Source organism: Massilia alkalitolerans DSM 17462 (genome assembly GCF_000427785.1).
Classification (GTDB): domain Bacteria; phylum Pseudomonadota; class Gammaproteobacteria; order Burkholderiales; family Burkholderiaceae_D; genus Telluria; species Telluria alkalitolerans.
In genome coordinates, this window is the sequence record NZ_ATYR01000010.1 from 31,495 (window position 1) to 57,676 (window position 26,182).

Annotated in this window: 24 protein-coding genes; 15 read left to right on the forward strand and 9 right to left on the reverse strand. The window is 65.9% G+C overall.

What is annotated here, in order from left to right:
- The first annotated feature begins 130 nt into the window (after positions 1–130).
- A complete protein-coding gene (locus tag YWC_RS0112100) occupies positions 131–1,117 on the forward strand; it encodes an LLM class flavin-dependent oxidoreductase (protein WP_027865609.1) in 987 nt (328 codons plus the stop codon).
- Positions 1,118–1,135: 18 nt separating this feature from the next.
- Here the strand turns inward: YWC_RS0112100 and YWC_RS0112105 are convergent, their stop codons facing one another.
- Positions 1,136–1,726 carry an isochorismatase family protein gene (locus YWC_RS0112105; protein ID WP_027865610.1) on the reverse strand — a complete coding sequence of 197 codons (591 nt, stop codon included), beginning with the start codon at positions 1,724–1,726 and terminating at the stop codon, positions 1,136–1,138.
- Positions 1,727–1,814: 88 nt separating this feature from the next.
- Between YWC_RS0112105 and YWC_RS29175 the strand changes: the two genes are divergently transcribed.
- On the forward strand, positions 1,815–2,882 hold the full coding sequence (locus YWC_RS29175; RefSeq protein ID WP_051306416.1) for a serine hydrolase domain-containing protein: 1,068 nt from the start codon (positions 1,815–1,817) through the stop codon (positions 2,880–2,882).
- Between the two features lie 3 nt (positions 2,883–2,885).
- On the opposite strand, the gene YWC_RS0112115 is transcribed toward YWC_RS29175, so the two are convergent.
- Together YWC_RS0112115 and YWC_RS0112120 are read right to left on the reverse strand one after the other, a co-directional pair.
- Positions 2,886–5,672: a M16 family metallopeptidase gene (locus tag YWC_RS0112115; protein ID WP_027865611.1), complete on the reverse strand. Its 2,787-nt coding sequence runs from the start codon at positions 5,670–5,672 to the stop codon at positions 2,886–2,888.
- Between the two features lie 134 nt (positions 5,673–5,806).
- Positions 5,807–6,946, reverse strand: a complete 1,140-nt coding sequence (locus tag YWC_RS0112120) for a PQQ-dependent sugar dehydrogenase (protein WP_229413087.1) — start codon at positions 6,944–6,946, stop codon at positions 5,807–5,809.
- 161 nt (positions 6,947–7,107) lie between these two features.
- On the opposite strand from YWC_RS0112120, the gene mepK reads away from it, so the two are divergent.
- From mepK to YWC_RS0112135, 3 genes are read left to right on the forward strand one after another with little or no spacing between them, the layout of a single operon-like run.
- A complete protein-coding gene (gene mepK / locus YWC_RS0112125) occupies positions 7,108–7,647 on the forward strand; it encodes a peptidoglycan L,D-endopeptidase MepK (RefSeq protein WP_027865613.1) in 540 nt (179 codons plus the stop codon).
- A gap of 4 nt (positions 7,648–7,651) precedes the next feature.
- A complete protein-coding gene (locus tag YWC_RS0112130; RefSeq protein ID WP_027865614.1) occupies positions 7,652–8,461 on the forward strand; it encodes a hypothetical protein in 810 nt (269 codons plus the stop codon).
- Positions 8,458–8,748: a hypothetical protein gene (locus YWC_RS0112135; protein ID WP_229413088.1), complete on the forward strand. Its 291-nt coding sequence runs from the start codon at positions 8,458–8,460 to the stop codon at positions 8,746–8,748. The genes YWC_RS0112130 and YWC_RS0112135 overlap by 4 nt, the downstream gene beginning before the upstream one ends.
- On the opposite strand, the gene YWC_RS0112140 is transcribed toward YWC_RS0112135, so the two are convergent.
- Together YWC_RS0112140 and YWC_RS0112145 are read right to left on the reverse strand one after the other, a co-directional pair.
- Entirely contained in the window at positions 8,745–8,948 is a 204-nt protein-coding gene (locus YWC_RS0112140) for a type II toxin-antitoxin system antitoxin (protein ID WP_027865616.1), read from the reverse strand. The two genes, YWC_RS0112135 and YWC_RS0112140, sit on opposite strands and share 4 nt — an antisense overlap.
- Positions 8,949–8,960: 12 nt before the next feature.
- Positions 8,961–9,842, reverse strand: coding sequence for an SPFH domain-containing protein (locus tag YWC_RS0112145; RefSeq protein ID WP_027865617.1), 882 nt, complete (start codon positions 9,840–9,842; stop codon positions 8,961–8,963).
- A gap of 115 nt (positions 9,843–9,957) precedes the next feature.
- Here YWC_RS0112145 and YWC_RS0112150 point away from each other — a divergent pair, with 115 nt between their 5' ends.
- The 6 genes from YWC_RS0112150 (at position 9,958) to YWC_RS29180 (ending at position 15,706) form a co-directional block, all read left to right on the forward strand.
- Positions 9,958–11,283: a M20/M25/M40 family metallo-hydrolase gene (locus YWC_RS0112150; RefSeq protein WP_229413089.1), complete on the forward strand. Its 1,326-nt coding sequence runs from the start codon at positions 9,958–9,960 to the stop codon at positions 11,281–11,283.
- 94 nt (positions 11,284–11,377) lie between these two features.
- Positions 11,378–12,829, forward strand: coding sequence for a PQQ-dependent sugar dehydrogenase (locus YWC_RS0112155; protein ID WP_036214192.1), 1,452 nt, complete (start codon positions 11,378–11,380; stop codon positions 12,827–12,829).
- Positions 12,830–12,844: 15 nt separating this feature from the next.
- Positions 12,845–13,288 (forward strand): thioesterase family protein, encoded by a 444-nt coding sequence (locus tag YWC_RS0112160; RefSeq protein ID WP_027865620.1) that lies wholly within the window; start codon positions 12,845–12,847, stop codon positions 13,286–13,288.
- 154 nt (positions 13,289–13,442) lie between these two features.
- A complete protein-coding gene (locus YWC_RS0112165; protein ID WP_229413090.1) occupies positions 13,443–14,051 on the forward strand; it encodes an RNA polymerase sigma factor in 609 nt (202 codons plus the stop codon).
- A gap of 11 nt (positions 14,052–14,062) precedes the next feature.
- Complete coding sequence (locus tag YWC_RS0112170; RefSeq protein WP_229413091.1) at positions 14,063–14,551, forward strand: hypothetical protein; 489 nt, start codon at positions 14,063–14,065, stop codon at positions 14,549–14,551.
- A 30-nt stretch (positions 14,552–14,581) separates the two neighbouring features.
- The gene (locus YWC_RS29180; protein ID WP_051306418.1) at positions 14,582–15,706 is read left to right on the forward strand and encodes a hypothetical protein; all 1,125 of its coding nucleotides are present in this window, start codon (positions 14,582–14,584) and stop codon (positions 15,704–15,706) included.
- 74 nt (positions 15,707–15,780) lie between these two features.
- Here YWC_RS29180 and YWC_RS0112180 read toward each other — a convergent pair whose 3' ends face one another.
- Together YWC_RS0112180 and YWC_RS0112185 are read right to left on the reverse strand one after the other, a co-directional pair.
- The gene (locus YWC_RS0112180; RefSeq protein ID WP_027865623.1) at positions 15,781–16,269 is read right to left on the reverse strand and encodes a DUF3016 domain-containing protein; all 489 of its coding nucleotides are present in this window, start codon (positions 16,267–16,269) and stop codon (positions 15,781–15,783) included.
- Positions 16,270–16,447: 178 nt separating this feature from the next.
- Entirely contained in the window at positions 16,448–16,942 is a 495-nt protein-coding gene (locus YWC_RS0112185; protein WP_027865624.1) for a DUF3016 domain-containing protein, read from the reverse strand.
- Between the two features lie 268 nt (positions 16,943–17,210).
- Here YWC_RS0112185 and YWC_RS0112190 point away from each other — a divergent pair, with 268 nt between their 5' ends.
- Positions 17,211–17,951, forward strand: coding sequence for a DNA-formamidopyrimidine glycosylase family protein (locus YWC_RS0112190; protein WP_027865625.1), 741 nt, complete (start codon positions 17,211–17,213; stop codon positions 17,949–17,951).
- A gap of 159 nt (positions 17,952–18,110) precedes the next feature.
- Positions 18,111–19,616 carry a response regulator gene (locus tag YWC_RS0112195; protein ID WP_027865626.1) on the forward strand — a complete coding sequence of 502 codons (1,506 nt, stop codon included), beginning with the start codon at positions 18,111–18,113 and terminating at the stop codon, positions 19,614–19,616.
- A gap of 214 nt (positions 19,617–19,830) precedes the next feature.
- Here the strand turns inward: YWC_RS0112195 and YWC_RS0112200 are convergent, their stop codons facing one another.
- Positions 19,831–21,771 (reverse strand): GAF domain-containing sensor histidine kinase, encoded by a 1,941-nt coding sequence (locus YWC_RS0112200; protein ID WP_027865627.1) that lies wholly within the window; start codon positions 21,769–21,771, stop codon positions 19,831–19,833.
- Positions 21,772–21,866: 95 nt separating this feature from the next.
- A complete protein-coding gene (locus YWC_RS0112205) occupies positions 21,867–22,370 on the reverse strand; it encodes a hypothetical protein (RefSeq protein WP_027865628.1) in 504 nt (167 codons plus the stop codon).
- A 557-nt stretch (positions 22,371–22,927) separates the two neighbouring features.
- Here YWC_RS0112205 and YWC_RS0112210 point away from each other — a divergent pair.
- Positions 22,928–23,314 (forward strand): hypothetical protein, encoded by a 387-nt coding sequence (locus YWC_RS0112210; RefSeq protein WP_027865629.1) that lies wholly within the window; start codon positions 22,928–22,930, stop codon positions 23,312–23,314.
- A 124-nt stretch (positions 23,315–23,438) separates the two neighbouring features.
- Complete coding sequence (locus YWC_RS31565; protein ID WP_156923623.1) at positions 23,439–26,099, forward strand: bifunctional diguanylate cyclase/phosphodiesterase; 2,661 nt, start codon at positions 23,439–23,441, stop codon at positions 26,097–26,099.
- Positions 26,100–26,182 lie beyond the last annotated feature (83 nt).

Below are 26,182 nucleotides of genomic sequence, written 5' to 3' on the forward strand. Positions count from 1 at the left end.
GCGCAGAAGCTGGGGTGGCTCGGTTGTTCGGTCCGATCATAAGGACGGGTTCGCCACGGGTCAATCTTTACGAGCAGCAATTCCTGTTCGACCGCGCACGCCAAATGTCACATCGGCGTATGATAAATGGATGATTCCATTTTCGATTCTCGACCTTTCGCCCATCGTTGAAGGCAGCGATGCAGCAACTTCTTTCCACCGTTCACTAGACCTCGCCCAGCACGGCGAGCGCTGGGGCTACGGGCGTTTCTGGCTGGCCGAACACCATGGCATGCCGGGCATTGCCAGCGCGGCCACTGCGGTGCTGATCGGCCACGTGGCGGCCGGCACCAGGACCATCCGCGTCGGCGCCGGCGGCATCATGCTGCCGAATCACTCGCCGCTGGTGATCGCCGAGCAGTTCGGCACGCTCGAGTCGCTCTATCCGGGTCGCATCGACCTCGGCCTGGGCCGTGCGCCCGGCTCGGACCACACTACCGCACGCGCCCTGCGCCGCAACCTGGCCTCGGATGCCGACGAGTTCCCGCAGGACGTCGTCGAGCTGATGGATTATTTTGCCGACTCGCCGCGCCGCTCGGTGCGCGCGGTGCCGGGCGCAGGCCTGGACGTGCCGGTCTGGATCCTCGGCTCCAGCCTGTTCGGCGCCCAGCTGGCGGCGGCGCTCGGCCTGCCCTATGCGTTCGCCTCGCACTTCGCGCCGCAGATGATGATGCAGGCCATCGAGATCTACCGCTCGACCTTCCGGCCCTCGAAGCAGCTCGACAAGCCCTACGTGATGCTCGGTTTTAACGTGTTCGCCGCCGACACCGACGAGGAGGCGCAGGTGCTGGCCACCTCGATGCAGCAGGCCTTCGTGAACCTGCGCAGCGGCCGCCCGACCAAGCTGCAGCCGCCGGTACCGGGCTACCTGGAAAGCCTGGGCACGGCCGAGCGCATGATGCTGGAGAGCGTGCTGTCCTGCACCGCGATCGGCTCGCCGGCCACGGTGGAAAGCCAGCTGCGCAGCTTCATCGCGCGCACCAAGCCGGACGAGCTGATGATCACCTCGCAGGTCTTCGACCACGCGGCGCGCCTGCGGGCCTACGAGATCACGGCCGAGATCAACAAGAAGGGTTGAGCCGAAGCCGGCGGCGCGTCAGGCGTCGCCCGTACCCGCCTGCAGCATGTCGATCAGCGCCCGCGTCGACCTGACCCTCCCCATGCGCGGGAAGATGTGCTTGCAGGTGAAGTGGTGCGCCTCGGCTTCCATGCTGGTCATCGCATCTTCCGCGAACACCAGCTTGTAGTTGCGATCAAAAGCCGCGCGCGCCGTCGATTCGACGCCGAAGTTGGTCGCAATCCCGCCCAGCACCAGGGTATCGATCGCGCGCCGCCGCAGCAGCTGGTCCAGCTCGGTGCCATAGAAGGCGCCCCACTGGCGCTTGGTGACCACGATGTCGCTCGCCTCCACGTCGGCCATCGGCGCCAGCTCCGACGCATCGTAAGGCGGCGCGGCAGCGCCGGGCGGGCGCATCGGGGCGTCGGCCAGCGGCGACGGCAATTCGTTCACCAGTACCCGCACGTACACGATCATCGCGCCGCGGTTGCGCATTTCCTGCGCCAGCAGCACGCAGTTGCCGACGGCCTGCTCGGCGGTATAAGGGGCCAGCTCGCGCCTGACATTGCTGTTTTGCAAATCGATCAGCACCAGGGCCGTGCGCGCCAGGTTCAGGGATTGTTCGGTCATGGCATCCTCCTGAACGCAGTATTCACGATTCGCGCCCGCTTCGGCGCACGCGGCTACAATGCGCCGAAACCCTCTTTCTGGAGCAAGCATGCAACGTCGCCAGTTCATCCGCCTTTCCTCGCTCGCCGCGGCCGCCACTCTGCTGTCCGGCTGCGCCGCCATCGCCAACCTGAGCACCGGCCCGCTGATCGCGCGCCACGTCCCCACCGATTACAGCGGCGTGGTCGCCGTGCGCAAGGATGCGGCGTCGCCCCTGGTGGTCCATGCCAGCGGCCTGGCCCTGCGCGAAGAGAAGCAGCCCGTCACCAGGGACACCCGCTTCCTGGTCGGCTCGATGACGAAATGGATCACCGCCGTCACCGTGCTGCGCCTGGCCGACATGGGCACGCTCGACCTCGATGCGCCGATTTCCCGCCACCTGCCGGAACTGCCGGCGGCCAACGGCGCCGTCACCCTGCGCCAGCTGATGTCGAACCGCAGCGGCATTCCGAACGGCCTGGCGGAGGCCCTGCGCAAGGACAGGGCAGTCGAAAAGCTCGAGATCGGCCCGGTCGAGGCGGCCCTGCGCTTCGGCGTCGGCGCCCCCAGCGCGGCCCCGGGCGAGAAATGGGATTATTCGTTCACCAACTGGATCCTGGTCGCGGCGGTCGTCGAACGCGCCCGCAAGGAGCCGTTTACCGAAACCGTGGAAGAACTGGTGCTGGCGCCGAGCGGCGTGAAGGACACCAGTTTCGCCGCCACCGGCTACGAGGACGAAGTGGGCATGGCGGTTGCCTATAACGCCGAAGGCCAGCGCAAGACCTCGTCCGTGCCGCCGATGATCGCGGCCAGCGGCACCCTGTACAGCACCGCGGGCGACCTGGTCGCGATCGCGGACACCGTCTACCGCGGCAAGCTGCTGTCCGACAAGGCGCGCAAGGCGCTGTCCACCGTGGTGGTGCCGGCAGAAGACTATGCGCTGGGTGGGAAGGTGAAAACCGTGAGCACGAAAAACGGCGCCCGCTCCCTTGCATGGGAAGCGGGCGCCATCGGGGCCTACAAGACGCTGCTGGCCTACGACCCGGCGGACGGCCGGGTCGTGGTCCTGCTGAACAACACCGACATGCCGCAATCGGAACAGGCGAAGATCGCGACCGCGCTGTTCCAGGACATGTAAGGCTTACTGGATCGGCTTGCCGTCCACGTCGATCTTGCGGACCTCGCCGATGTTCAGCGCACGGATGCCCGGCTCGATCTTGCTCAGGTCACCAACCACCACCCACACCAGGCGGTCCGGGGTGAAGCTGCGCGCCGCCAGTGCATTGGCCTGCTCCGGGGACAGCGACAAGACCTTCTGGGTGTAGGTGTTGTAGTAGTCGTCCGGCAGGCCGTACTGCACGATGTTGGTGTAGGCGCTGGTCAGCTGGCCGGCCGTCTCGAACCCGCCCGGCAGGCCGAGGGTGTTGTTGTCGACCGCGGCCTTCAGTTCTTCCACCGTGATCGGCTTGCCGCCGGCGATGTCGCGGTACTCGCGCACCAGTTCCTGCATCGCTTCGCGGGTCTTGTCGGTCTGCACCGGCGAGACGCTCATGAACGCACGCTGGCCGATCGCCGGCTGCAGCGAGCTGCGCACGCCATAGGACCAGTGCTTGTCTTCGCGCAGGTTCATGTTGATGCGCGAATTGAAGGAGCCGCCGAACAGGTGGTTGACGATTTCCAGCGGCAGCGCGTCCTCGTGCTTGCGCGGCACGGCCAGCTGGGCGCCGACGATCACGCTCTGCAGCGCGCCTGGACGGTCGACCAGGTAGACCACGTTCTTGCCAGGTGCGGCGACGTCGGCCAGCACCTTCTTCGGCACCTCTCCCGCACGCCAGGAGGCGAAGGCTTTCTCCAGCATCGGCTTGACCTCGGCCAGCGTGGTGTCACCCACCACCAGCAGGGTGGCGTTGTTCGGCTTGAACCAGGTGGCATGGTACTTGACCAGGTCCTCGCGGGTCATGCGCTTGACCGCTTCTTCGGTACCGGTGCCGGTGAAGGGCTTGGCATACGGGTGGTCCTGGCCGTACAGGATGCTCGGCAGGACACGCATCGCCATCGTCTGCGGCACGGTCTTCTCGCGGGCGATCGCGGCCAGGCGGTCCTTCTGCAGGCGCTCGAACTCGTTCTGCGGGAAGGACGGGTTCAGGATCAGGTCCGAGTACAAGCCCAGCGCCTGCGGCATGGTGGCCTTGAGCGTGTTCATGTACACGATGCCGCTGTCCAGGTTGGCGCCGGCGCCGAAGTTCGTGCCCAGGCTCTCGAAGGCTTCGCCGATCTCGAGCGACTTGCGGGTTTTCGTGCCTTCTTCGAGCATGCGCATGGCCAGGCTGGCGACGCCCGGCTTGTCGGCCGCGTCCGAGGCATAGCCGCTGTCCACCAGCAGCTGGAAGTTCACCACCGGCGCGTCATGACGCTCGGCCAGCACGATCTTCAGGCCGTTCGACAGGGTGGCCTTCTGCATTTCCGGCAACTTGAGCGCCATCGGCTTGCCGATTGCCGGCTCCTTGCTGCGGTCCACGCCTGGCGTGCCCGCGGCCAGGCCGGTCGGGTACGGATCGACCTGCAGGACGAAGTCGCCGGTGCTGAGCCAGTCGTTCATGGCCTTCTTCACGCTTGCCGGGGTGGCTGCCTTGATGCGTTCCAGGTAAACCTTGTAGCAGTCCGGATTGCCGGTATAGGTCTGGCACGAGGCCAGCAGGTCGCTCTTGCCGCCGAAGCCGCCGACGCGCTCGATCATGCGGGTGTACTGGGCCAGGATGGTGGTCTTGGCCAGGCGCAGTTCGCTTTCCGTCGGACCGTTCTTCATCAGGGCCTGCAGTTCCTCGTCGGCGATGCGCTCCATCTTGGCCACGTCGGCGCCCGGACGCGCGGTCAGGGTGATGTCGAACTGGCCGCCGATTTCCGAGGCGTCATCGCTGGCGGATGCGCTGGTGGCCAGCTGGTCCTTGTAGACCAGGCGCTTGTACAGACGCGAGGTCTTGCCGCCGCCCAGCACCAGGGCCGCCAGGTCGAGCTGCGCTTCTTCCGGCGTGTGCGCGCCCGGCACGTTCCAGGTACGGTAGATGCGCGTCTGCGTCACGCGGTCCTGCGCCACCGTGCGGTGGGTGCCGGTGCGCTTGGCGATCCAGGCCTGGTGCTTGGCCAGCGGCGGGCCCGGGGGAATGTGGCCGTAGTACTGCTCGACCTTCTGGCGTGCTACTTCCGGGGTGATGTCGCCGGACAGCACCAGCACCGTGTTGTTCGGGCCGTAGTTGGTCTTGAACCAGTCCTGCACGTCGGTCATCGAGGCCGCGTCCAGGTCTTCCATCTTGCCGATCACGGTCCAGGAATACGGGTGGCCGACCGGGTAGGTATTGGTCACCAGCAGTTCGTAGGCCAGGCCGTAGGGCTGGTTCTCGCGCTGGCGCTTCTCGTTCTGCACGACGCCGCGCTGCAGGTCGAGCGTCTTCTTGTCGACGGTGCCGAGCAGGTGGCCCATGCGGTCGCTTTCGGCGAACAGCGCATAGTCCAGCATCGAGGTCGGCACGTTCTGGAAGTAGTTGGTGCGGTCCTGGTTGGTGGTGCCGTTCAGGTCGGTCGCACCGATGCCCTGCAGCGCGCTCAGGTAGGTCTTCTTGAAGTTGTCGCTGCCGCCGAACATCAGGTGTTCGAACAGGTGGGCAAAGCCGGTCTTGCCCGGCTTTTCATTCTTGGACCCGACGTGGTACCAGGTGTTGACCGCCACTACCGGGGTCTTGTGGTCTTCGTGGACCAGCACCGTCAGCCCGTTCTTCAGGGTGAACTTGGTGTACTTGATGTCGGGGATCGGGATATCGGGCGTGCTGGCCGCGGACTTGCTTGGGGCCGGGGCTGCCTGGGTGGCGGATACGCCAGTGGCCAGCGCGAGCGCGACGGCCATCTGGAGAGTGCGACGAACGGATACTGCCATTGCTACTCCTCCAAGGAAACGGCGGGTTGCCGATCCTTGCATTCTAGGCAGCTTTTGTTATTGCAACAAAGAACTAATTGCGCATGGAGGAGGAATCCATGCGCTGTGCATCGGGGTGTGGGATTTAGGGCAAGTTACTGCGGCACGATCCGCAGCAGGCTGCCCTTGGCCTCGTCGGTGATCGCATACAGGTGCCCGTCCGGCCCCTGGCGCACGTCGCGCACGCGCTTGCCGATGTCCAGGCGCTCCTGCTTGACCACCTTGCCCTGGGCATCGAAGGCCACGCGGCGGATATCCTCTGTGGCCAGCCCGCCCGAGAACAGGCTGCCGCGCCAGGCCGGGAAGGCCGAGCCGGTGTACCACGTCAGTCCCGACGCCCCGGTCGACGGCGTCCACACGACCAGCGGATTCACCATGCCCGCGACCACGCGCTTGCCGATCGGTTCGCGGGTCTTGTAGTCCAGGCCATAGCTTTGCAGCGGCCAGCCATAGTTCTTGCCGCCTTCGATCAGGTTGATCTCGTCGCCGCCGCGCGGGCCATGCTCGCTGGCCCACACGCGGCCCTGCGGGTCGACCGTCATGCCCTGGATGTTGCGGTGGCCGATGCTCCACAGCTCGGGCAGTGCGCCCTTCTGTGCGGCCAGCGGATTGTTCGGCGCCGCCTGGCCCTCGCTGGTCAGGCGCAGGATCGAACCATTGTGGCTGCCCACGTTCTGGGCCTGGTCGCGCGCCAGCATGTTGCCGACGCGCGCGGGCGGGTTGCCGCCGTCGCCGATGCTCATCAGGATCGTGCCGTCCTTCAGGAACGCGATGCGCGAGCCGAAGTGCTGGCCGCCGCTCTTGGTGGGCGAGGCCTTGAAGATCGTCTTGATGCCGTGGATGCGCTTGCCGTCGAAGACACCCTGCACCAGTGCCGTCGAATTCGCGTCCGCGGTGCCGCTGGCCATGGTCATGTAGATACGCGGGTTCGGCCCCTTGTCGAGCGGGTGCACGGCGATGTCGAGCAGGCCGCCCTGTCCGTCCGTGAACAGCGCGGGCAGGCCTTCGACCGGGATGTCCTGGACACGCTTGCCGTCCACCAGGTGCAGCGTGCCCTTCTTGCCGGTGACCAGCATGCGGCCGTCGGCCAGCCAGGCCATGCCCCAGGGCTGCGGCAGGCTGTCCACGACGGTCTCGACTTTCCAGCCCTTGGCGGCCGTCGGTTCCGCCACCGGCTCGACTTCCTGCGCCACGCTACTCGAGCACGCCAAGGTGATCAGGGTGGCAACGGACACGGCAATTCCTTGATAAGTCGTCATTAAAATATCTCCCGGGATTGGTCAAAGCATTAATAAAGTGGCCTTTTTACCGCATTTTCCTGCATTTTCTCTGCACGTTTAACACAATAGGCGTAGAATTTACGTTTGAGAGAAACTCACCATAAGGATCTCCCACGATGATGCAACGCCGCGCATTCCTGAAGTCCTCCCTCCTCCTCGCAGCACCCACCCTCAGCATCCCAGCACTTGCCAAAACAGCACAACCCGCCACGGGCGAACGTGTCCTGCGTCTGTATAACACGCATACCGGCGAAAAGCTGAAGAGCACCTTCTGGGCCGAGGGCGAGTTCATCCCCGATGCGATGAAGGACATCAACAAGGTGCTGCGCGACCATCGCAACAACAAGGTCGCCCAGATGGACCCGGAACTCCTGCTGCTGCTCACCCAGCTCAACGACAGGCTGGAGAACAACCGCGAACTGCACATCATTTCCGGCTACCGTTCGCCGGAGTCGAACGCCAAGCTGCACGCCGCCAGCGGCGGCGTCGCCAAGCGCAGCCTGCACATGGATGCCAAGGCGATCGACATCCGCCTGCCGGGCAAGGACCTGAAGATGCTGCACAAGGCGGCCATGTCCCTCAAGGGCGGCGGCGTCGGCTACTACGCCAGCTCGCAGTTCGTCCACATGGACACCGGCCGCGTCCGTTACTGGTGACACCATGACGCGGCTCCTGGTCCGCGTCGTCCTCGGCCTGGCCGTCCTGGCCGGGCACCAGGCTGCCCACGCACAAGCCGCCGGGCAGCCCGCGACGGTCACGGTGCAATCCACCCGCGACCCGGTCGACAAATCCTACAGAAAAATGATCAAGGGCATGGAACGCTTCGAACGCGAGCGTGCCCTGGCGCCCACGGCGCCGCTGCGCTTCCAGTTGCTGCCGCGCCTGCCGACCGTCGACATGCGCGGCATCACGCTGCGGATCGCGGGCGATACGCTCAGCGTGCCGGTCGAGGTGGCGCCCGACAACAGCTTCGTCCTGCCCCGTAACGAGCAAGCCTTGCGCGAGGACGCGGCCGTGGTCGCCAACCGCAAGACCACCAGCATGACCTGGCGCGCGCAGATCATCACGCCCGGCCTGCCCGCCGGCACGCGGCGCCTGGGTGACATGCGCCTGGAATGCCTGGTGGGCGTCGAAGCCGGGCTGGTGTCCAACAGCTCTCCGCTGTTCGGCTGGATTGCCAACGCCCTGACCACGCCCGAGCAGGTGTGCAACAGCCCGAATGGCAATTACCTGTTCTTCGCCGAACGGCCGGTGTTTTCGGTGCGCCTGCGCGCCGCGAACGGGGCAAATGAGCGGGTCGAGACCCTGCCCTTCAACATGCTGTATGCGGGTGGGGAGCAGAGCAAGGCCGACTTGCAGTACTGCGACTGCCAGGTCATGCTGGACCGCACCTTCTACGCGCCGATCTGGGACAAGTCCTGGCCGGACGATACGCTGGTGGAGTTCGAGTACATGGAGGATGCACCATGATGCGCGCCCTGTTTGCGGCGCTCCTGCTGGCCGGCTGCGCCACCACGCCGGCGCCGCCCGGCACGCAGGTGGCGGCCGGGCGCCTGCAGCAGGCTGTCGTTCCGGGCATGACCACCAAGGCGCAGCTGCTGGCGACCTTCGGCCCGACGAAAAGCGTGGTATTCGACAGTGGCTATGAAACCTGGGTCTACCAGTCGCCTGCGGGCAATGGACGATTCAGCGAGTTCGTCGTGCTCATCAATCCCGCAGGCGTCGTCACCAGGACCCGCACGCGCCCGCCCGGCTAGGCGCCCTGCTCCTTGTCCACGTCCTCGCCCTTGCCCCTGGCCTCGACATTCTTGATGCCGCGCCTGGCAAGGCCCTCCCTCAGCAGGAATTCGATTTCCGCGTTCACGCTGCGCAGATCGCGGGCGGCGAGGCGTTGCAACTCCTCCCACAAGGCCGGGTCTATCCGTAGAGGAAACGCTTTTTTGCCAGGACTTGCCATGCTCTTCGGGTGCTAGTTATAGAGTGTGCCCGTGTTGACGATCGGCTGGGTTTCCTTGTCCGAACACAGCACCACGAGCAAGTTGCTGACCATGGCCGCCTTGCGTTCGTCGTCGAGCTCGACGATGCCCCGCTCGGACAATCCCCTCAGCGCTGCTTCGACCATGCTGACGGCGCCGTGCACGATCTTGGCGCGGGCGCTGATGATCGCCTCGGCCTGCTGGCGACGCAGCATGACCTGCGCAATCTCGGCAGCATATGCCAAATGGGTGAGCTTTGCATCGAGCACCTCGACACCAGCCGCTTCGAAACGCGCCTGCAGCTCGCGCTGGAGGGCGTCGGCCACCACGTCCATGCCGGCGCGCAGCGTGGTTTCGCCTTCCGGCAGGTCCTCGCCTTCGTCGTAGGCATATTGCGAGGCCAGGTGGCGCAGCGCGGCTTCTGCCTGGATCGAGACATAGCGCTCGAAGTCATCCACCTCGAACACGGCCTGGGCGGTGTCGCGCACGCGCCAGACGACGGCCGCGCTGATCTCGACCGGGTTGCCGCGCTTGTCGTTGACCTTCAGCGTCGGGGCGTTGAAATTGCGAGCGCGCAGCGACAGGCGCCGCTTCTTATAGAGCGGAAAGGCCCAGCGCAGGCCTTCGCTGCGGTCGGTGCCGATGTACTTGCCGAACAGGGTCAGGATGGCGCTTTCGTTCGGCTGGAGCATGAACAGGCCGCCCAGGCAGACGGCAGAGAACAGGCCCATCGCGAAACTCAGCAGGATGGAGGGAAACTCCCCTGTTCCAAACAGGAAGACGGCAGCCAGGAGCAGGACAACGCCGGCAGCGGCTGCCAGGTAACCATTCACGGATGAGAACGCCTTTTCGTGGCGCGTAGGTGCGGTGTGCATGCTCGACTCCCCTGGGTAAAGTAACATCAAAGTGATATCACTTTAGGATCACCAGAAATTATTGTCAAGCAATTCCGACAAGCTTCATGACATCCTGCAAGCGTAGTAGAGTTGCATGTCCCGATTACCGAATGCCGACATGCCGCGCCAGCCTGCCCTCTCCCTCGTATTGAGCCTCCTGCTCGCCACCTCCGCCCAGGCCCAGGGCCTGTCCGCCACCGAACAGCGCATCCTCGAGGAGGTCAAGGCCTGGCAGCCCGAGGCCATCGGGCTGCTCGAGCGCAGCGCCCGCATCAACAGCGGCACCTTCAACCTGGCCGGCGTGCGCGCCACCGGCGAGGTGTTTCGCAAGGAGCTGGAAGCCCTGGGCTTCAAGACCGTCTGGATCGACATGCCGCGCGACATGGGGCGTGCCGGCCACCTGGTCGCCAACCGCAGCGGCAAGCAGGGCAAGCGCCTGCTGCTGCTCGGCCACCTCGACACCGTGTTCGAACCCGACGCGCCTGCCCCGCTGTGGGAACGCGAGAACGCCACCACGGCACGCGGCCAGGGCGTGGCCGACATGAAGGGCGGGAACGTGGTCGCGATCGCGGCCCTGCGCGCCCTGCACCGCGCCGGGGCGCTCGAGAACACCACCATCACCGTGGTGTTCACCGGCGACGAGGAAGAAGCCGGCCACCCGCGCGAAGTCTCGCGCCGCGACATGATCGAGCTGGCCAAGCTGAGCGACGTGGCGCTCAGCTTCGAAGGCGCCGTCACCGGTCCGGATGGCCAGCCGATGGCGACCGTCGGGCGCCGCGCCACCGCCTTCTTCGACCTCGACGTCAAGGGCCGGCAAGGCCACTCGCAGGGCGTGTTCGGCCCCGCCGGCTATGGCGCCGTGTACGAGGCCGCGCGTATCCTCGACGGCTTCCGCCAGCAGGTGGTGGAGCCGGGCCTGAGCTTCAATCCGGGCGTGATCCTGGGCGGCACCGACGTCACGCTCGACGAGGCCAATGCGAAAGGCACGGCCGCCGGCAAGACCAATGTCGTCGCCAATACGGTGACCGTGCGCGGCGACCTGCGCTACCTCGACTACGCCCAGCGCGACCGCGCCCACGCGCGCATGCGCGAGATCGTCGCGCAAAGCCTGCCGGGCGCCGGCGCCACGATCGCTTTCCGCGATTCCTATCCGCCGATGGCGGTCACGCCGGGCAACCTGAAACTGCTCGACTTATATTCGCAGGCCAGCCTGGATGCCGGCCTGGGCGCGGTCGGCGCGGTGCCGGCGGAAAAGCGCGGCGCCGGCGACATCCAGTTCGTCGCCCCCCTCATCGACAGCCTCGATGGCTTGGGCGCCAGCGGCGGCGCGGCCCATTCGCCCAACGAGCACGTCGACCTCACTTCCCTGGAGCGCTCGGCGATCCGCGCCGCACTGTTGATGTACCGCCTGACACGGTAGGAGGGCGCACGGCTGGCGAAATTCCGTGGCAAAGCCAGCCGCTTCGCTGCAGAATAGGCTTGCCGGAGCATTTGCGACCATCCAGGAGGCTGTCATGCGTGCGTGGACATATCTGCTGATCCTTATTTCCTTCTGCATGAGCGCCTGCGGCGGAGGCGGCGGCAACCCCGGCACCACCGGCCCCACGCCAACGCCGCCGACCGCCACCACCGGCTCGCTGGCGATCACCACCAGCGGCCTGCCCGCCGGCGTGAACGCCGCGGTGCGCGTCAACGGCCCCGCCAACTACCAGCAAGACCTGACCGGCTCGCAAACCCTGTCGAATCTCGCGCCCGGCAGCTACACCCTTGCCGCGGCCCCCGTGACCGCGGGCGGCCTCACCTATTCGCCCGCGCCCGCCTCGCAAAGCGCCGTCGTCAGCGCCGGCGCCACGGCCAGCGTCACGGTGGCGTATGCGAATGCGCCGGTAACCATCGCGCTGAGCCAGGTGGCGGCCAACCTCGACAACCCGACCTACCTCACCGCACCGGCGGGCGACACGCGCCTGTTCATCGTCGAGCGGGCCGGACGCATCCGCATCGTCGACAACGGCAATACGCTCACCGCCCCCTTCCTCGACATCAGCGGCCGCGTCTTCACGGGCGGCGAAGGCGGCCTGCTGTCGATGGCCTTCGACCCGCAGTTTTCCAGCAACCGCTACTTCTATCTCTACTACACCGACCCGCAGCAGAACATTGTCATCGAGCGCTTCAGCCTGGGCGCCAATTCCAACCTGGCCGATCCGACCTCGGGTCTGGTCATCATCCGCATCCCGCACCCCGGTTTCACCAACCATTTCGGCGGCCAGGTCGCCTTCGGCCCGGACGGCAACCTGTACCTGGCCACCGGCGACGGCGGCGGCGCGGGCGACCCCAACCGCAACGGCCAGAACCTGGACTCCTTGCTCGGCAAGCTGCTGCGGATCGACGTGCGCAATGCCACTGCCGCGGCGCCTTACCGCATCCCGGACGGCAATCCTTACGCCGGCCAGGCGGGGCGGCGCGCCGAGATCTGGGCGGCCGGGCTGCGCAATCCCTGGCGCTTCGCTTTCGATGGCAGCCAGCTCTACCTGAGCGACGTCGGCCAGGACCGGCGCGAAGAGGTCAATATCGGCCCAGTTTCAGCGGCTGGGCTCAATTACGGCTGGAACACGATGGAAGGCACCCTGTGCTACAACGCCGCCAGCTGCGAGCGCAGCGGCCTGACCCTGCCGGCCTTCGAATACGACCATGGCAGCAACGACGCCAACGGCTGCTCGATCACGGGCGGCTTCGTCTACCGCGGCAGTGCCATTCCCGGGCTGCAGGGACGCTATTTCTACTCGGATTACTGCCGCGGATTCCTGAAGAGTTTCCTCGCCGGCGCCGGCAGTGTCAGCGAGCAACGCGACTGGAGCGTGGGCGACATCGGCAATGTGGTCTCCTTCGGGCAGGACGGCCAGGGCGAGTTGTACCTCATGACGTCGCGCGGCATCGTCTATAAAATGGTCCGCTCGACCACTCCATGAGCTTAGAATAGAGCAATGGCACGATTACAACTCACCTTCCCCGAAGACCAGTTCTACTATTCCACCCCGATGTCGGTACGCGTAACCGACATCAACGCGGGCAACCATCTCGGCAACGACTCGATGATCTCGATGATCTCCGAGGCACGGGCGCGCTTCCTGTTCGAGTTCGGCGTCGCCGAGACCGAGCGTGACGGCACCGGCATCATCGTGACCGACCTGGCCACCACCTACCGCGCCGAGGCGCATGCGCGCGACCAGCTGCTGTTCGAGGTGGGGGTCATGGACTTCAACAAGTACGGCGGCGACATCATCTTCCGCATCACGCGCCCGCGCGACCGCAAGCTGATCGCCATGGCCAAGCAGGGCTTCGTCTTCTTCAACTACAAGTCCAGCCAGGTCGTGATGATGCCGGAAGAGTTCCGCGGCAAGTTCGACCGGGTCAACTGGATCGACTGAAAACGGCTGGGCCCGGCAATCGGGCCCAGCTTTTCGGGCCGGGCTCCGCCGGTCTATCCCTTTCCCGAATCCGCCTGCCGGATCGTCGTCGTCTTCCAAAAATAGTTGGAACTTTTCTGCTGCCTCGGCGGAATACAGGTAAGAGATGACGACCATGACCACGATCACCCCCGACCCCGCCGACCACGAACTGATGCGCCTGACGCATGCGGGCCGCGCCGACGCCTTCACGGCGCTGTACCGGCGCCACCAGGGTCCGCTGTACCGCTACGCGCTGATGCGCTGTGGGTCCGCGGACACGGCAGCCGACATAGTGCAGGAAGCCTTCATGGGCCTGCTCACGCAGCGTTTCGGCTTCGATCCGCTGCGCGGCCAGCTGCAGCATTTCCTGTTCGGCGTGGCGCGCAATGTGATCGTGAAGCTGGAGGAAGCGCGCCGCCGCCATGTCGCGCTGCCGGAGCCGCGGGTGGAAGAGGATCAGGACGGTGAGCTGGAGCTCGAGCAGGCCTGTGAAGGCGCCGAGCCGCTCACCCGCCTGCTGGGCATTGAAGCGGCCGAGGAAGTGCGGCGCGCGCTCGGCCTGCTGCCGCCGCACTACCGCGACGTCGTTATCCTGTTTGAACTGCATGAACTGTCGTACCAGGAGATCGCCGCGGTTTGCCAGGTGGATATCGGCACCGTGCGCTCGCGCCTGTCGCGCGGCCGGGCGGCCCTGGCCAAGCGCCTGCAGGCGCACGCGCCAGGCGCATGCCTGGCGAATTGATGGAGTAGATGATGGATACCAAGGACAAGCAAGACGACCTCGCCCCCTGCTTCGCCGCGCTGCGCAGCGAGCTGGCCGGCATCGACACCCCGCGCTGCGTCGAGAAGGAACTGCTGCAGGCCTTCGAGCGCCAGTTCGCACCGGCGAAGCGCCGCTGGTACCAGGCCCTGAGCCTGCCCCAATGGGGCACCGCCGGCGCCCTGTGCTCGCTGACGGTGGTCGTGCTGCTGCTGGCGCATGCGCCGCACCAGGCCGTGAGCGTGAGCAGCCAGCCCCTGGTCAGCTTCGACAGCGGAGGCGCCTTCGTCGCCCTCGATTCGCTCGAGCGGATCGAGGCCGAACCCGATGCGCGGCTGGTCGAGACCGAGGTGCCGCGCACTGCGCTGGCGCCGCTCGGCGTGCCGGTCAGCCCGGAAAACGCGGCCGACACCGTGCGGGCCGAGATGCTTGTCGCCGCCGACGGCCATCCACTGGCCGTGCGGCTCAGTTCCACCAACTAGGACCAACATCCACCCACAAGAGGACATGACATGAACAAGAAGATTCTGCTTGCAGCACTGCTGGCCTGCGCCTTCGCCCCGGCCCTGGCCGGGGAGATGGGCTTCGACGAAGAACAGGTCGTCGAGCGCCGCATCGTCACCCGCACCGGCGGCGAGCTGCAGGCCGGCCACCCGGACGCCATGAACTTCGTCGATGCCGTGGGCGGCGGCGCCACGATGGTGCACATGTCGCGTGCCCGCATGATCAAGAATGCGCCCTACAGCGCCGAGATGGTATCGGAGCGCACCCAGACCCTGGGCGACGGCAACCAGATCGTGCACAAGACCAGCACGATGAGCTACCGCGACAGCGCCGGCCGCACCCGCACCGAGGTGCGCGGCGAAGACGGCGAACTGCGCACCGTGATGATCCACGATCCGGTGGAAGGGGTGCGCTATGTCCTGCGTCCGCGCGACAAGACCGCGATCAAGGTCTCGGCGCCGAACGGCGCGGCCATGGCCGCCGTGCGTGAACAGGCCCGCGCCGCCGCAGCCGAAGCACGTGCCTCGGCCGCCGAGGCGCGCGTGGCCGGCGCCCAGGCCCGCCTCGCCGCCGACCAGGCGCGCATCAAGATCGAGGAATTGCGCCGCGAAGGCAAGCTGCCGGAAGGCGAACGCTTCATCATCAAGCAGGTCGAGCGCTCAGGCAGCAGGGCCGGCGAGCACAAGGACGTGCAGATCCGCATCGCCCAGGTGGCGGGACCGCAGGCGGCGGCGCGCGTGGCGCCGGTGCTCGCCGGCGCGCTCGGCGACCACAAATGGGCCAGCAAGGCGGAAACCAAGGACCTCGGCACCCGCGAATTCAATGGCGTGAAGGCCACCGGCGTGCAGCGCAGCTACGAGATCCCCGCTGGCGAAATCGGCAACCGCAGTCCGATCGTCGTCAGCACCGAGACCTGGACCGCGCCGGAACTGCAGGCCGTGGTGTACCAGAAGCGCAGCGACCCGCGCAGCGGCGAATTCGTCTACCGCGCCGACAACCTGAAGCGCGAGGAGCCTGCCGCGGCCCTGTTCACCGTGCCGTCGGACTATACGGTGAAGGATTCGGCGGCGCTGGCCAGGGAAGCGGCCGAGAAAGCGGCTGCGGCGCGCGCGAAGGCCGGGAAGAACGGCTGACCAGCCCCCGAAAAAACAAACCGGCGCGTCGGTTCACCGAGGCGCCGGTTGTCATGGGTGAATCAGGAAACGATTCAGGACTTCTTCTGCAGGATGGTCTTGTCGAACCACTCCTGGATCATGCGCTTCTCGAAGCGCCGGGGTTCGCTGTCATGCAGGCGGCTGCCGCGCTGCAGGTAGTTCATGTCCGACAGCTTGGCCTGGCCGCTCTGGATGACCTGGCCGTTGGCGCTCAGGGTGTAGCGCAGTTCCATGACCGGCCAGTCCGCCATGCCCTTGAGCACGCGCAGGTCGTTGCCGCCGCGCGTGTTCGGGTATTCACGGCCGGCGAGGTCGATGTCGGTCACATCCACCGTCAGCTCCTGCCCGGCCGGCAGCGACTTGCCCAGTTCGACAAAATAATCCGCCAGGTCTTCCAGCACTTCCTTGCGCTCCCATGGCGCGAACGGCAGGTCGGAGAACTTGTCGGACTCCACATAATTGACGGTCACGCCCGCCGAGGCGGCGCCGGCACCCAGCGCGAGCAGGGCCGCGAGGGCCACTTTGCCAATCACCGTTTTCATTGCTTTCCCTTTCATTGTTCCGAACCCCTTCATGTTCCGAATATACGCCCTTTGCGCCGCCTTTCCAGTGCCGGCTTGTCGGCGTTTTGTATCGAAATGTTAGGTCCGCAATACAAATGGCTCCGGCAAATGGAAACGGCGCCTCGCGGCGCCGCCCTTCCCCTGCCGGTATAGCGGTTCAGCCGGGCTTCTTGGTCAGGATGGTCTTCTTGAACCAGTCCTGCAGCATGCGCTTCTCGTAGCGCAGGTTGTCCATTTCCATGGACATCTTCACCTTGCGGTTCATGTAGCCCACGTCGGAAATCTGGGCGGTGCCGCTGTCGAACACCTGGCCCTTGCTGCTCAAGGCGTACTGCAGCTCGATCAGCGGCCAGTCGGACTTGCCTTCGAGGACGCGCATGTCGCCGCTGGCGCGCTGTCCAGGGTATTCGCGGCCGGCCAGGTCGACGTTGTAGATGTTGACGGTCAGGTCGGTACCCGCCGGCAGGTCTTCGCCCAGCTTCTTGATGTATTCCGCCAGCTTGTTCAAGATATCCTTGCGTTCCCAGTCGCCGCTCGGGAGGTCCGCAAACTGCTCCATATTGACGTAGTTGACGGTCACTTCCGCCGAGGCGGTGCCGGCGCCCAGTGCGAGTGCGACTGCGAGAGCTGCTTTTCCAACTATTTTTTTCATTTCTCTCCCCTCCCTTTTAAAGCGGCTAATAAACCTCCATGGCTGCGTTGTAAGGTCTTGCCGTACAGGCGTACTGTCTTCGACCTTACGCCTTGCCCTGAAGGTTTTGTTAGCCGCTTTTACTGTTCAATATTCTTACCCATCAATAAATATACGCCCTTTGCGTGCGCTTGCCAGTCTCTTTTGTGGAAGTTTTGCGTCCAAGAGTTAGATTACGCACAGGGCATACGCCGGGCTCAGCCGACAATGCGGGGGAGGAGGTCGAACCATGCCCGAAGGACCGTCGTTATATATCTTGAAGGAGCTGGTCAAGGATTTCACCGGCCAGGAGATCGTGCGCGCCGACGGCAACGTCCGCGCCATCGACCCGGCGCGCCTGGTGGGCCAGCGCATCGAGGCCATTCACACCTGGGGCAAGCACCTGCTGATCGAGACGCCGGGCATGGTGGTACGCGTCCACTTCCTGTTGTTCGGCACCTACCGCATCAACGAGCGGCGCGAGGAGAAGACCCCGCGCCTGTCCATCGAAACCGCCAATGGCAACGAACTCAACCTCTATGCCTGCCAGGTCCGGGAGATCGACCGCGCCACGTATGAGGCCTACGATTTCAGTGCCGACGTCATGTCCGACGCCTGGGACCCGAAGCGAGCGCGCAAGAAGCTGCGCGCCCAGCCCGACATGCTGGCCTGCGACGCCCTGCTCGACCAGGACATCTTTTCGGGCGTCGGCAACATCATCAAGAACGAAGTCCTGTTCCGCATCCGCGTGCATCCGCTGTCGACGGTCGGCGCCCTGCCCGCGCCCAAGCTGCGCGCACTCGTCGATGAAGCCCGCCAATACTCCTTCGACTTCCTGGAATGGAAGCGTCAATACGTGCTCAAGCAGCACTGGCTGGCCCATGCGAAACGCATTTGCCCACGCTGCAACATTCCCTTCCTGAAAGCCAACCTCGGCCGCAGCAACCGCCGCAGCTTCTACTGTGAGCGCTGTCAGAAACGCTACGACTAAGGATAGTTTCCGGGTATGTGACATCGTTAACCAACACTTTTAATGTTGCCTGTTGTTAAGGACTGATGGTCGTACTACAATCGTTTTGACTTGCGGCTATGTCTTACACGTTTCCGCCGCCAAACGTTGCGATTGATCAACCCGAGCAAACGGTAGCCTATGTCCTTCCTCTCCAACGCAGCGCCAAAACTGGCTCCGTGGAAAGTCCTGCTGGTCGACGACGAGCCCGACATCCATGACATCACCAAGCTGACCCTGTCGCGCTTCCGCCTCGACGGCCGTGCGCTGCAGTTCCTGCACGCCTACAGCGGCGAAGAGGCCAAGGCGGTGCTGGCGCGGGAGAAGGACGTCGCCCTGGTGTTCCTGGACGTGGTGATGGAGCGCGAGGACAGCGGCCTGGAAGTGGCGCGCTGGATGCGCCAGGACCTGGACAACCAGTTCACCCGCATCGTGCTGCGTACCGGCCAGCCGGGCCAGGCGCCGGAAGAGCGCGTGATCGTCGATTACGACATCAACGATTACAAGGAAAAGACCGAGCTCGATCGCACCAAGCTGTTCACCACCACCTTCGCCGCCCTGCGCGCCTACCGCGACATCATGAAGGTCGAGGATGCGCGCCGCGCGCAGCAGACCTACCGCGAAGGCCTGGAACGCGTGATCGCCGCCTCGACCCACATCTTCCAGCAGCGCAGCCTGAAGGATTTCGCCAACGGCCTGCTGCAGCAGGTGGTGGCGCTGCTGCGCCTGGAACAGAGCATGCTGCTGCGCCTGAAGGGCGCGAGCGTGATCACGGGCGAGAGCCAGTACGAAGTACTGGCCCAGATCGGCGACATGGAAGGCCACGAGATCGGCCACGAGCTGGTGGCCCAGCTCGACGACGCGCGCCACAACCGTATTTCGCGCCTGCACGGCGACACCTATGTCGGCTACTTCCCGAACCGTACCGGCAAGGCCTCGCTGCTGGTGCTCAAGGGCGTGGAAGAGATCGCGGAGATCGATGCCCAGTTGCTCGAGGTGTTCTGCTCGGGCGTGGCGATCGCTTTCGATAACATCCTGCTGAACCAGGAGATCACCGACACCCAGGCGGAGCTGATCCTGCGCCTCGGCGACGTGGTCGAGTCGCGTTCGAACGAAGCCGGCAACCACGTGCGCCGCATGGCCCAGGTCTGCCACCTGCTGGCCCAGGCCTCCGGCATGCCGGAAGACGAAGTCGCGACCCTGATGCACGCCGCGCCGATGCACGACGTGGGCAAGATCGCCACCCCGGACGCAGTGCTGCTCAAGCCCGGCAAGCTGACCGAGGACGAGTGGGAAATCATGAAGCAGCACCCGACCGTGGGCCTGCAGATCCTGGACGGCTCGCAGCGCCCGATCCTGAAGGCCGCCGCCGTGATCGCCCACCAGCACCACGAGAAGTTCGACGGCAGCGGCTACCCGCAGGGTTTGCGGGGCGAGGCCATCCACCCCTACGCCCGCATCGTGGCGGTGGCCGACGTGTTCGACGCCCTGAGCCACAAGCGCTGCTACAAGGACGCCTGGCCGGCCGCCAAGGTGACCGAGCACCTGCGCGAGGTGGCGGGGCACCACCTGGATCCGTATTACGTGGATCTGCTTATCAAGAATATGGACAAGGCGCTCGACATTAACGCGCAGTGGCCGGATTGAGTTGTGCTACGGCGAACAGCCGCCACACATTTTTCACCAGTAACAGATGAGTCGTCATCCCGGCGCAGGCCGGGATCCAAGTTTGCACGCTCACCGCCTACGCTTGAGCTCCTGGCGCGCGACGCAATTGGATTCCGGCCTTCGCCGGAATGACGTGTTTAGGCCAACAATAAAGTAGAGGTGCCGGCGGTCCGCCAGGCCAAACCCGTCATCGTCACTTTTTCAGCGAGCGCGGGAAGCGCAGCTGATACCGCAGCCCCTCCCCCGGCGCACTGTCCGCCCTCACCGTCCCGCCCAGCGCCCCCGTCACCAGGTTGTACAGGATGTGCGCCCCCAGCCCGCTCCCGCCGGTGCCGCGCTTGGTGGTGAAGAAGGGATCGAACAGCTTGCCCAGGGTCTCCTGGTCCATTCCCATGCCGTCGTCCGCATAGTCGAACAGCACCTGCTCCCCCTCCTGCGCCACGCGGATCGTGATGCGTCCCGGCTGGTCGCGCTCGAAGCCGTGCAGCAGCGAGTTCACGACCATGTTGGTGACGATCTGCGAGACCGCGCCCGGCGAGCTGTCCAGCACCAGGTCCGGCGGGCAGTCCAGTTCCACCTTGATCGGCCGCCCCTTGAGCTTGGGCTGCAGCGACAGCAGCACTTCCTGCACGTAGCTGCACAGCTTGAAGTTGCGGATGTCGCCCGAGGACTGGTCCACCGCCACCTGCTTGAAGCTGCGCACCAGGCTTGCCGCGCGCTGGGTGTTGGTGGTCATGATGCGCAGCGACTGGTCGACGATGTCCAGGAAGCTGTTCAAACTGTCCTCGGTCATCTCGCCCGCGGCCAGCTCTTCGCGCGTGAGCTTGAGTTCCTGCACCAGGTGGCTGGTGGCGGTCACGCAGATGCCCAGCGGCGTGTTGATCTCGTGGGCCACGCCGGCCACCAGGCCGCCCAGCGATGCCATCTTCTCCTGGCGCACCAGTTCGCCCTGCGCCACCTGCAGCTTGTGCAGGGCTTCGTTCAGCGCCGCGTTCTGCACTTCCAGCGCCTCCTTGGTCTTGCGGATCTTGCGGTCGGCCTGCATGCGCGCCAGCGCCACCGCGACATGGCTGGCCATGAAGGCCAGCAGGTCCAGTTCCACCTTGGTATAGGTCACCGACGGGTCGTAGCTCTGCACCACCAGCACGCCGTAGGGCTGGTCATGCACCAGCATCGGCGCGCCCATCCAGCTGGCGATGTCGGGGTTCCCGAAGGGCGCCCTGACCAGGCCGTTGGCGACCAGGTGCTTGACGCTGGTGGCGTCGTGGAGCTGGGCCTGCTTGCTCGTCAGGACGTAGGAGCACATGCCCTGCCCCACCGGGAAGCGCGTCACCGGGGCGGTGCCGTCCTTCTCGTCCACGAAATAGGGAATGCTGATTTCCCGGGTATCCGGGTGGTGCAGCGCGATCAGGAAGTTCTTGGCCACCATCAGCTCGCCGATGATGCCATGCAGGCTGGCGGTGAGCGTGGCGGTGTCCAGCGCCTGGGCCGACAGGCTGGCGATCTGGTACAGCGCGTGCTGCACCTGCTCGGCGCGGCGCCGCTCGGCCACTTCGACCGCCAGCGCCGCGGTGCGCTCCTGCACCGCGCGCTCCAGCCGGTCCATGCTCTGCAGGCCCTGCAGCGCATTCGACACGTGGTTGGCGATTTCCGAGAACAGCGCCTGGTCTTCCTCGCTGTAGGTGACGCCCTTCGTGTAGCTCTGGATGACCATCGCGCCCAGGGCCTGGTGGTGGCGGTCGAGCAGCGGCGCGCCCATCCAGTGCTCGGCGGCGGAGCCGTGGCCCCACTGCATGCCTTCGCGCTCGCGCGCCAGGAAATCGTCGGCGGTGATCATCAGGCGGCGCTTGTTCACCACCACCCACGACGTCGGCGACTCTTCCGGCGCCGCCAACCGCACCTTTTGCCCGCTTACCGGCACCTCGGCGTCGGCTTCATCGACGAAATACGGGAACCAGATCGTCCCCTCCTCGCGGTCGCACAAGGCCACATAAAAGTTGGCCGCATACATGATGCGGCCGAGCGCGCGGTGCACCGCGCCGATGAAGTCGACGATGTCGTTGCAGCTGGTCGACAGCTCCCCGATTTCGAGCAGCATCGACTGGACTGCTTCCAGCCGGGCGAGACGGTCCATTGCTTCCCCAAGGTAATTAATTCCAAGGGGAAATATTAGCAGTTCAGGACCTGTAGCCGAAGCCTTATTCGGGCGAACTGTGGCGTAAAGTCTTCTTAGCCACGCGGGGCGCGGAAATCGTTCTCGATCCAGGCCGTGGCCGAGGCCGGGGTCAGCTTGAAGCTGGCCGGCACCCGCACCTTGGCCACCTGCTCGCCCATCTCGTCTGTGGCGGCCAGGATGGCGTAGGGATCGTCGTCGTCCGGCACGATGTCCAGCGTCACCTTCAGTTCGCCGTTCTCGGTGGAAACCGTGGTCTTCTTGTGCAGGATTGCGTGCAGGTGCTGCTCGTGGCGGCGGATCACTTCGGACGCCGTCTTGATCAGCGTGTTGAAGGCGTTGACGTCGAGCGGCTTCGGGTTCTTCTTGTCGCGCCCCATGGTCCAGGGGCCGACCAGCGCCGGTTCCCGCTCGCCATCCTTGTACATGGCAACCGCCCAGCCTTCGTCGTCGTCGTTCTTGATCACACGCGCGGTCCAGCCGTTGCCCTGCCACAGGCGGGGTTCCTGCACCAAGGCATTTTCTTCGCCTTCGTGCTCGTGTTCGTCGTGTTCGTTCATGGTCGTGTTTCCCTATGCCTCAAAGCAGAGATCATAGAGGAAACCGGCCCCGGGAAGAAGCCCGTTTGGCTTAAGCCTCAGGCATAACGGGGGCAGCGCCAGTCGGGACCGCGCGGCGGCCGTACCGGCGGGCGCACCGGGGTCGGGCGCGGATCGACTGCGGGAGAGGGCGTCTCCCGATTGAACGGATTGATGATGATCGGCGGGATGGTAGGTGGCGCCGATGGCGGGCCTTTGGGACCGCTGTTGGCCAACGCGGGATGCAGAACGGCCAGGTGGTCCCCCATTTTCTGGATGACAGCGTGCATAGGATCCCCCTGCTTCAGGAACAGGCTGTCAGTATAGGAAAGGATACGTTCATTGCAAGGCCAAATCGACCACGTTTGTTGCCGTGTGGTTGCACTGTCTTCATCCACTTATCGCGTCTGCACGCGTCCCGGCGCGCCAATTGTGCAGTTTGTCGCAAAGCCGTGGCCGCAGCCGGCGCGGGCTCTTACAGTTCAACCATGCCGCATTGATACGCGCACCCGAAAACCAGCCCAATGAAGAGGACTACCATGAAAAACTTTGCCAAGATCGCCATCCTGTTCCTGTTTGCCGTCCTGCTGCTGGACATCGCCTTCGATGCCGCCGACTTCATGAGCTTCAATATCGACGGCGACCAGGTCGACGGCCCGCTGGGCGCCCTGCTGGCCGTGGTGTTCGCGGGTGGCGGCCTGGTGCTTGCCGGCGTGGTCATGCTGGTGGTGGGTGCGGTGCTGGCGGTGGTGTTCGCCGGCGTGGGCGTGATCGTCGTCGGTGCGCTCGGCTTCGCCGCAGTGGCCGTCGCGCTGGCACTGTCGCCGCTGCTGCTGCCGCTGCTGGTGCCGGTGGCGATCATCTGGTACCTGGTCAGCCGCAGCCGCAAGGCCCCGGTCGCCGAGCCGGTGCACCCGGCAGTCTGATCTGCGCAGCGCGACTCCAGAACGGCCGGGAACTTCCCGGCCGTTTTCCTTGGCGGTGCGACGTGCGGCGCCCGTCAATACGGAACAGGTAAAATCGGCGCAAGACCACTACGCCAGTTTCAAGATGCAAGTCCCGCCCCCGCCCGCCGTGCGCACGATCCGCCCTACTCCGCTGTCGCGGCTCGTGATCGTCACGGCCGGGCTGATCGCCGCGCTGGGCCTGATCACCGGCGCGATGCTGTACGCCAGCTACCAGGACGCGCTGCGCGAACAGCAGGTCACCCTGCGCAACGTCGCCATCGCCTTCGCCGCGCAGACCGCGGGCGTGGCCCAGGCGATCGACAGCGCCGCGCAGCAGGCGGCGCGCATGCTGCTGGTGCAGGACGCGCCACCCGCTTCCGGGATGGCCGACGGCCGCGATGGCCTGGCCCACCCATACCTGGCACGCATCGTCCTGTTCGACACCGCCGGACAGACCGTCGGCAGCGTCATGCCGGGCAGCAGTTCGCGTGACCTGCCCCCCATCAAGCCGCCCGCCGGCGACGTCCCGCGCCGCATCACGATCACCGACATCGACCGTACCACCGGGCGCGGCATCCTGAATTTCGTGCACCCGGTGCGCGAGCGCAGCGGCCGGCGCATCGGCACCGTGGTGGCGCAGGTCGACTCGGTGCGTTTCGAGCAGCTGTACAACCTGGTGGAACTCGGCAACGGCGGCTCGGTCACCCTGCTGCACCGCGACGGCACCATGCTGGTACGCGGCCCCGGCTTCCCGGCCGGCATCGGCCGCTCCTTCGCCGACACGCCGCTGTTCCGCGAGCAGCTGCCGCGCGCCAGCCGCGGCAGCTTCGAGGCAACCAGCCCGATCAACGGTACGGCCGGCCTGTATGGCTACGACGTGGTGGACGGCTTCGACCTGGTGATCGTCACCGGCATGGCGCGCTCGGTCGCGCTGGAAGCATGGTATGGGCGCCTGTGGACGGCCCTGGCCTTCTATCTGCTGCTCGCGCTCGTGCTGGCGCTGCTGGCCTGGCGCGTGGCGCGCGACACCCGCCGCCAGTTCGGCCTGATCGACATGGTATCCAGCAGCGAGGCGCGCCTGGCCAAGAGTTTCGACTACCTGGCCTCGATCGTGAACGCGGTGGGCGCGCCGATCTGGGTACTGGACGGCGCGCGCCGCATCGTACTGGCCAACGAGGCCTTCGCGCGCCTGGTCGGACGCCCGCGCGAGAGCCTGCCGGGCCTGGACGAAAGCGCCGTGCTCGATGACGCCGCCGCCGAGCGCGAGCGCCGCTACGCCGCGGTGCTGGCGCATGGCGGCACCCTGGACGCGACCGGCACCATGCACGACGGCAGCGGCGAGAGCCGCACCGTGATCCAGCTGACCTCGCGCCTCGCCGGCGACGACGGCACGGCCCACCTGGTCAACGTGCTGACCGATATCACCGAACGCGAACGCGCCGAGGCACGCCTGGCCTGGCTGGCCGAATTCGACGCCATTACCGGCCTGCCGAACCAGGCCCAGTTCTGGCGCCTGCTGGAAGGACGCATCTCAGCCGATACGGCCGCCGCGGAGGGCGGGCGCGGACTGGCCGTGGTCGCGCTGGTGCTCGAGCGCCTGCACGAGATCGTCGACCTGCTCGGCCACGAGGCCGGCGACCGCGCCCTGCGCCAGGTGGCCGATTTGCTGCGCGGGGCCTGCGGCCAGGGTGACGAGGGCGCCGTGGCGGCGCGCATCCGCGGCGGCGAGTTCGCCTTCGTGCTCGATGCCGGCGGCGGGAGCCAGCAGGTGGAAAGCTTCGCCCTGAAGCTGCACGCACTGATGTCGGGACCGCTGCACGTGGACGGGCGAGATTTCTTCCTCGACCCGGTGCTGGGCGTGGCCCTGTATCCGCACGACGGCCGCAACGCGGACGAGCTGTACCGCAGCGCGCAAGGCGCCGCCAGCGGCGCCGGCATCGAGCTCGACGAAGCGGTGCACTTCTTCTCGGCCAGCCGGCACACCGAACTCGGGCAGCGCCTCACCGTCGAGGCGCACCTGCGCCGCGCGCTCGAGCGCGGCGAGCTGCGCCTGGTGTACCAGCCCAAGGTGACAGTGCGCGAGCAACGGCTGGTCGGTTTCGAAGCCCTGCTGCGCTGGACCAACCCCGAACTGGGCGCAGTCTCGCCGCTCGTTTTCGTGCCGATCGCCGAGCGCACCGGCCTGATCATCCCGATCGGCGCCTGGGTGCTGGAGCAGGCCTGCCGCCAGATGGAGGAGTGGGCGGCGCGCTTCGGCCGTCCCGTGAAGGTGGCGGTCAACCTGTCGCCGCGCCAGTTCCACCAGAAGTCCTTGCTCGACACCATCCGGCGCTGCCTGGCCCAGTACCGGGTGCCTGAAGGCAGCCTGGAACTGGAGATCACCGAGACCGCCCTGATGAGCCGCGAGCAGGAAGTGGACCAGCTGATGCGCGAGATCCGCAGGTTGGGCGTGGACCTGGCGATCGACGATTTCGGCACCGGTTACTCGAGCCTGGCTTACCTGAAGCGTTTTCCGGTGTCGCGCCTGAAGGTGGACCGGGCGTTTGTCCGCGACCTCGGGCGCGACGAGGACAGCGCCGCGATCGCGCTCTCGATCGTCAACCTGGCGCGCGGCCTGAAGCTGCAGGTGGTGGCCGAGGGCGTCGAGACCGAGGCCCAGCTGGCGGTGCTGCGCGAGATGGCCTGCGACGAATACCAGGGTTTCCTGTTCAGCAAACCGCTGGAGGTGAACGAGGTGGCGGGGATGCTGGCGCGTGCCGGTTAGCAGCCCGAGCGCCTGCGTGCTCCAGCGTACATTCCCTCCGGTGTTCCTGGACTACAGTAGAGACAAGCTTCCCTTTCCGGCAT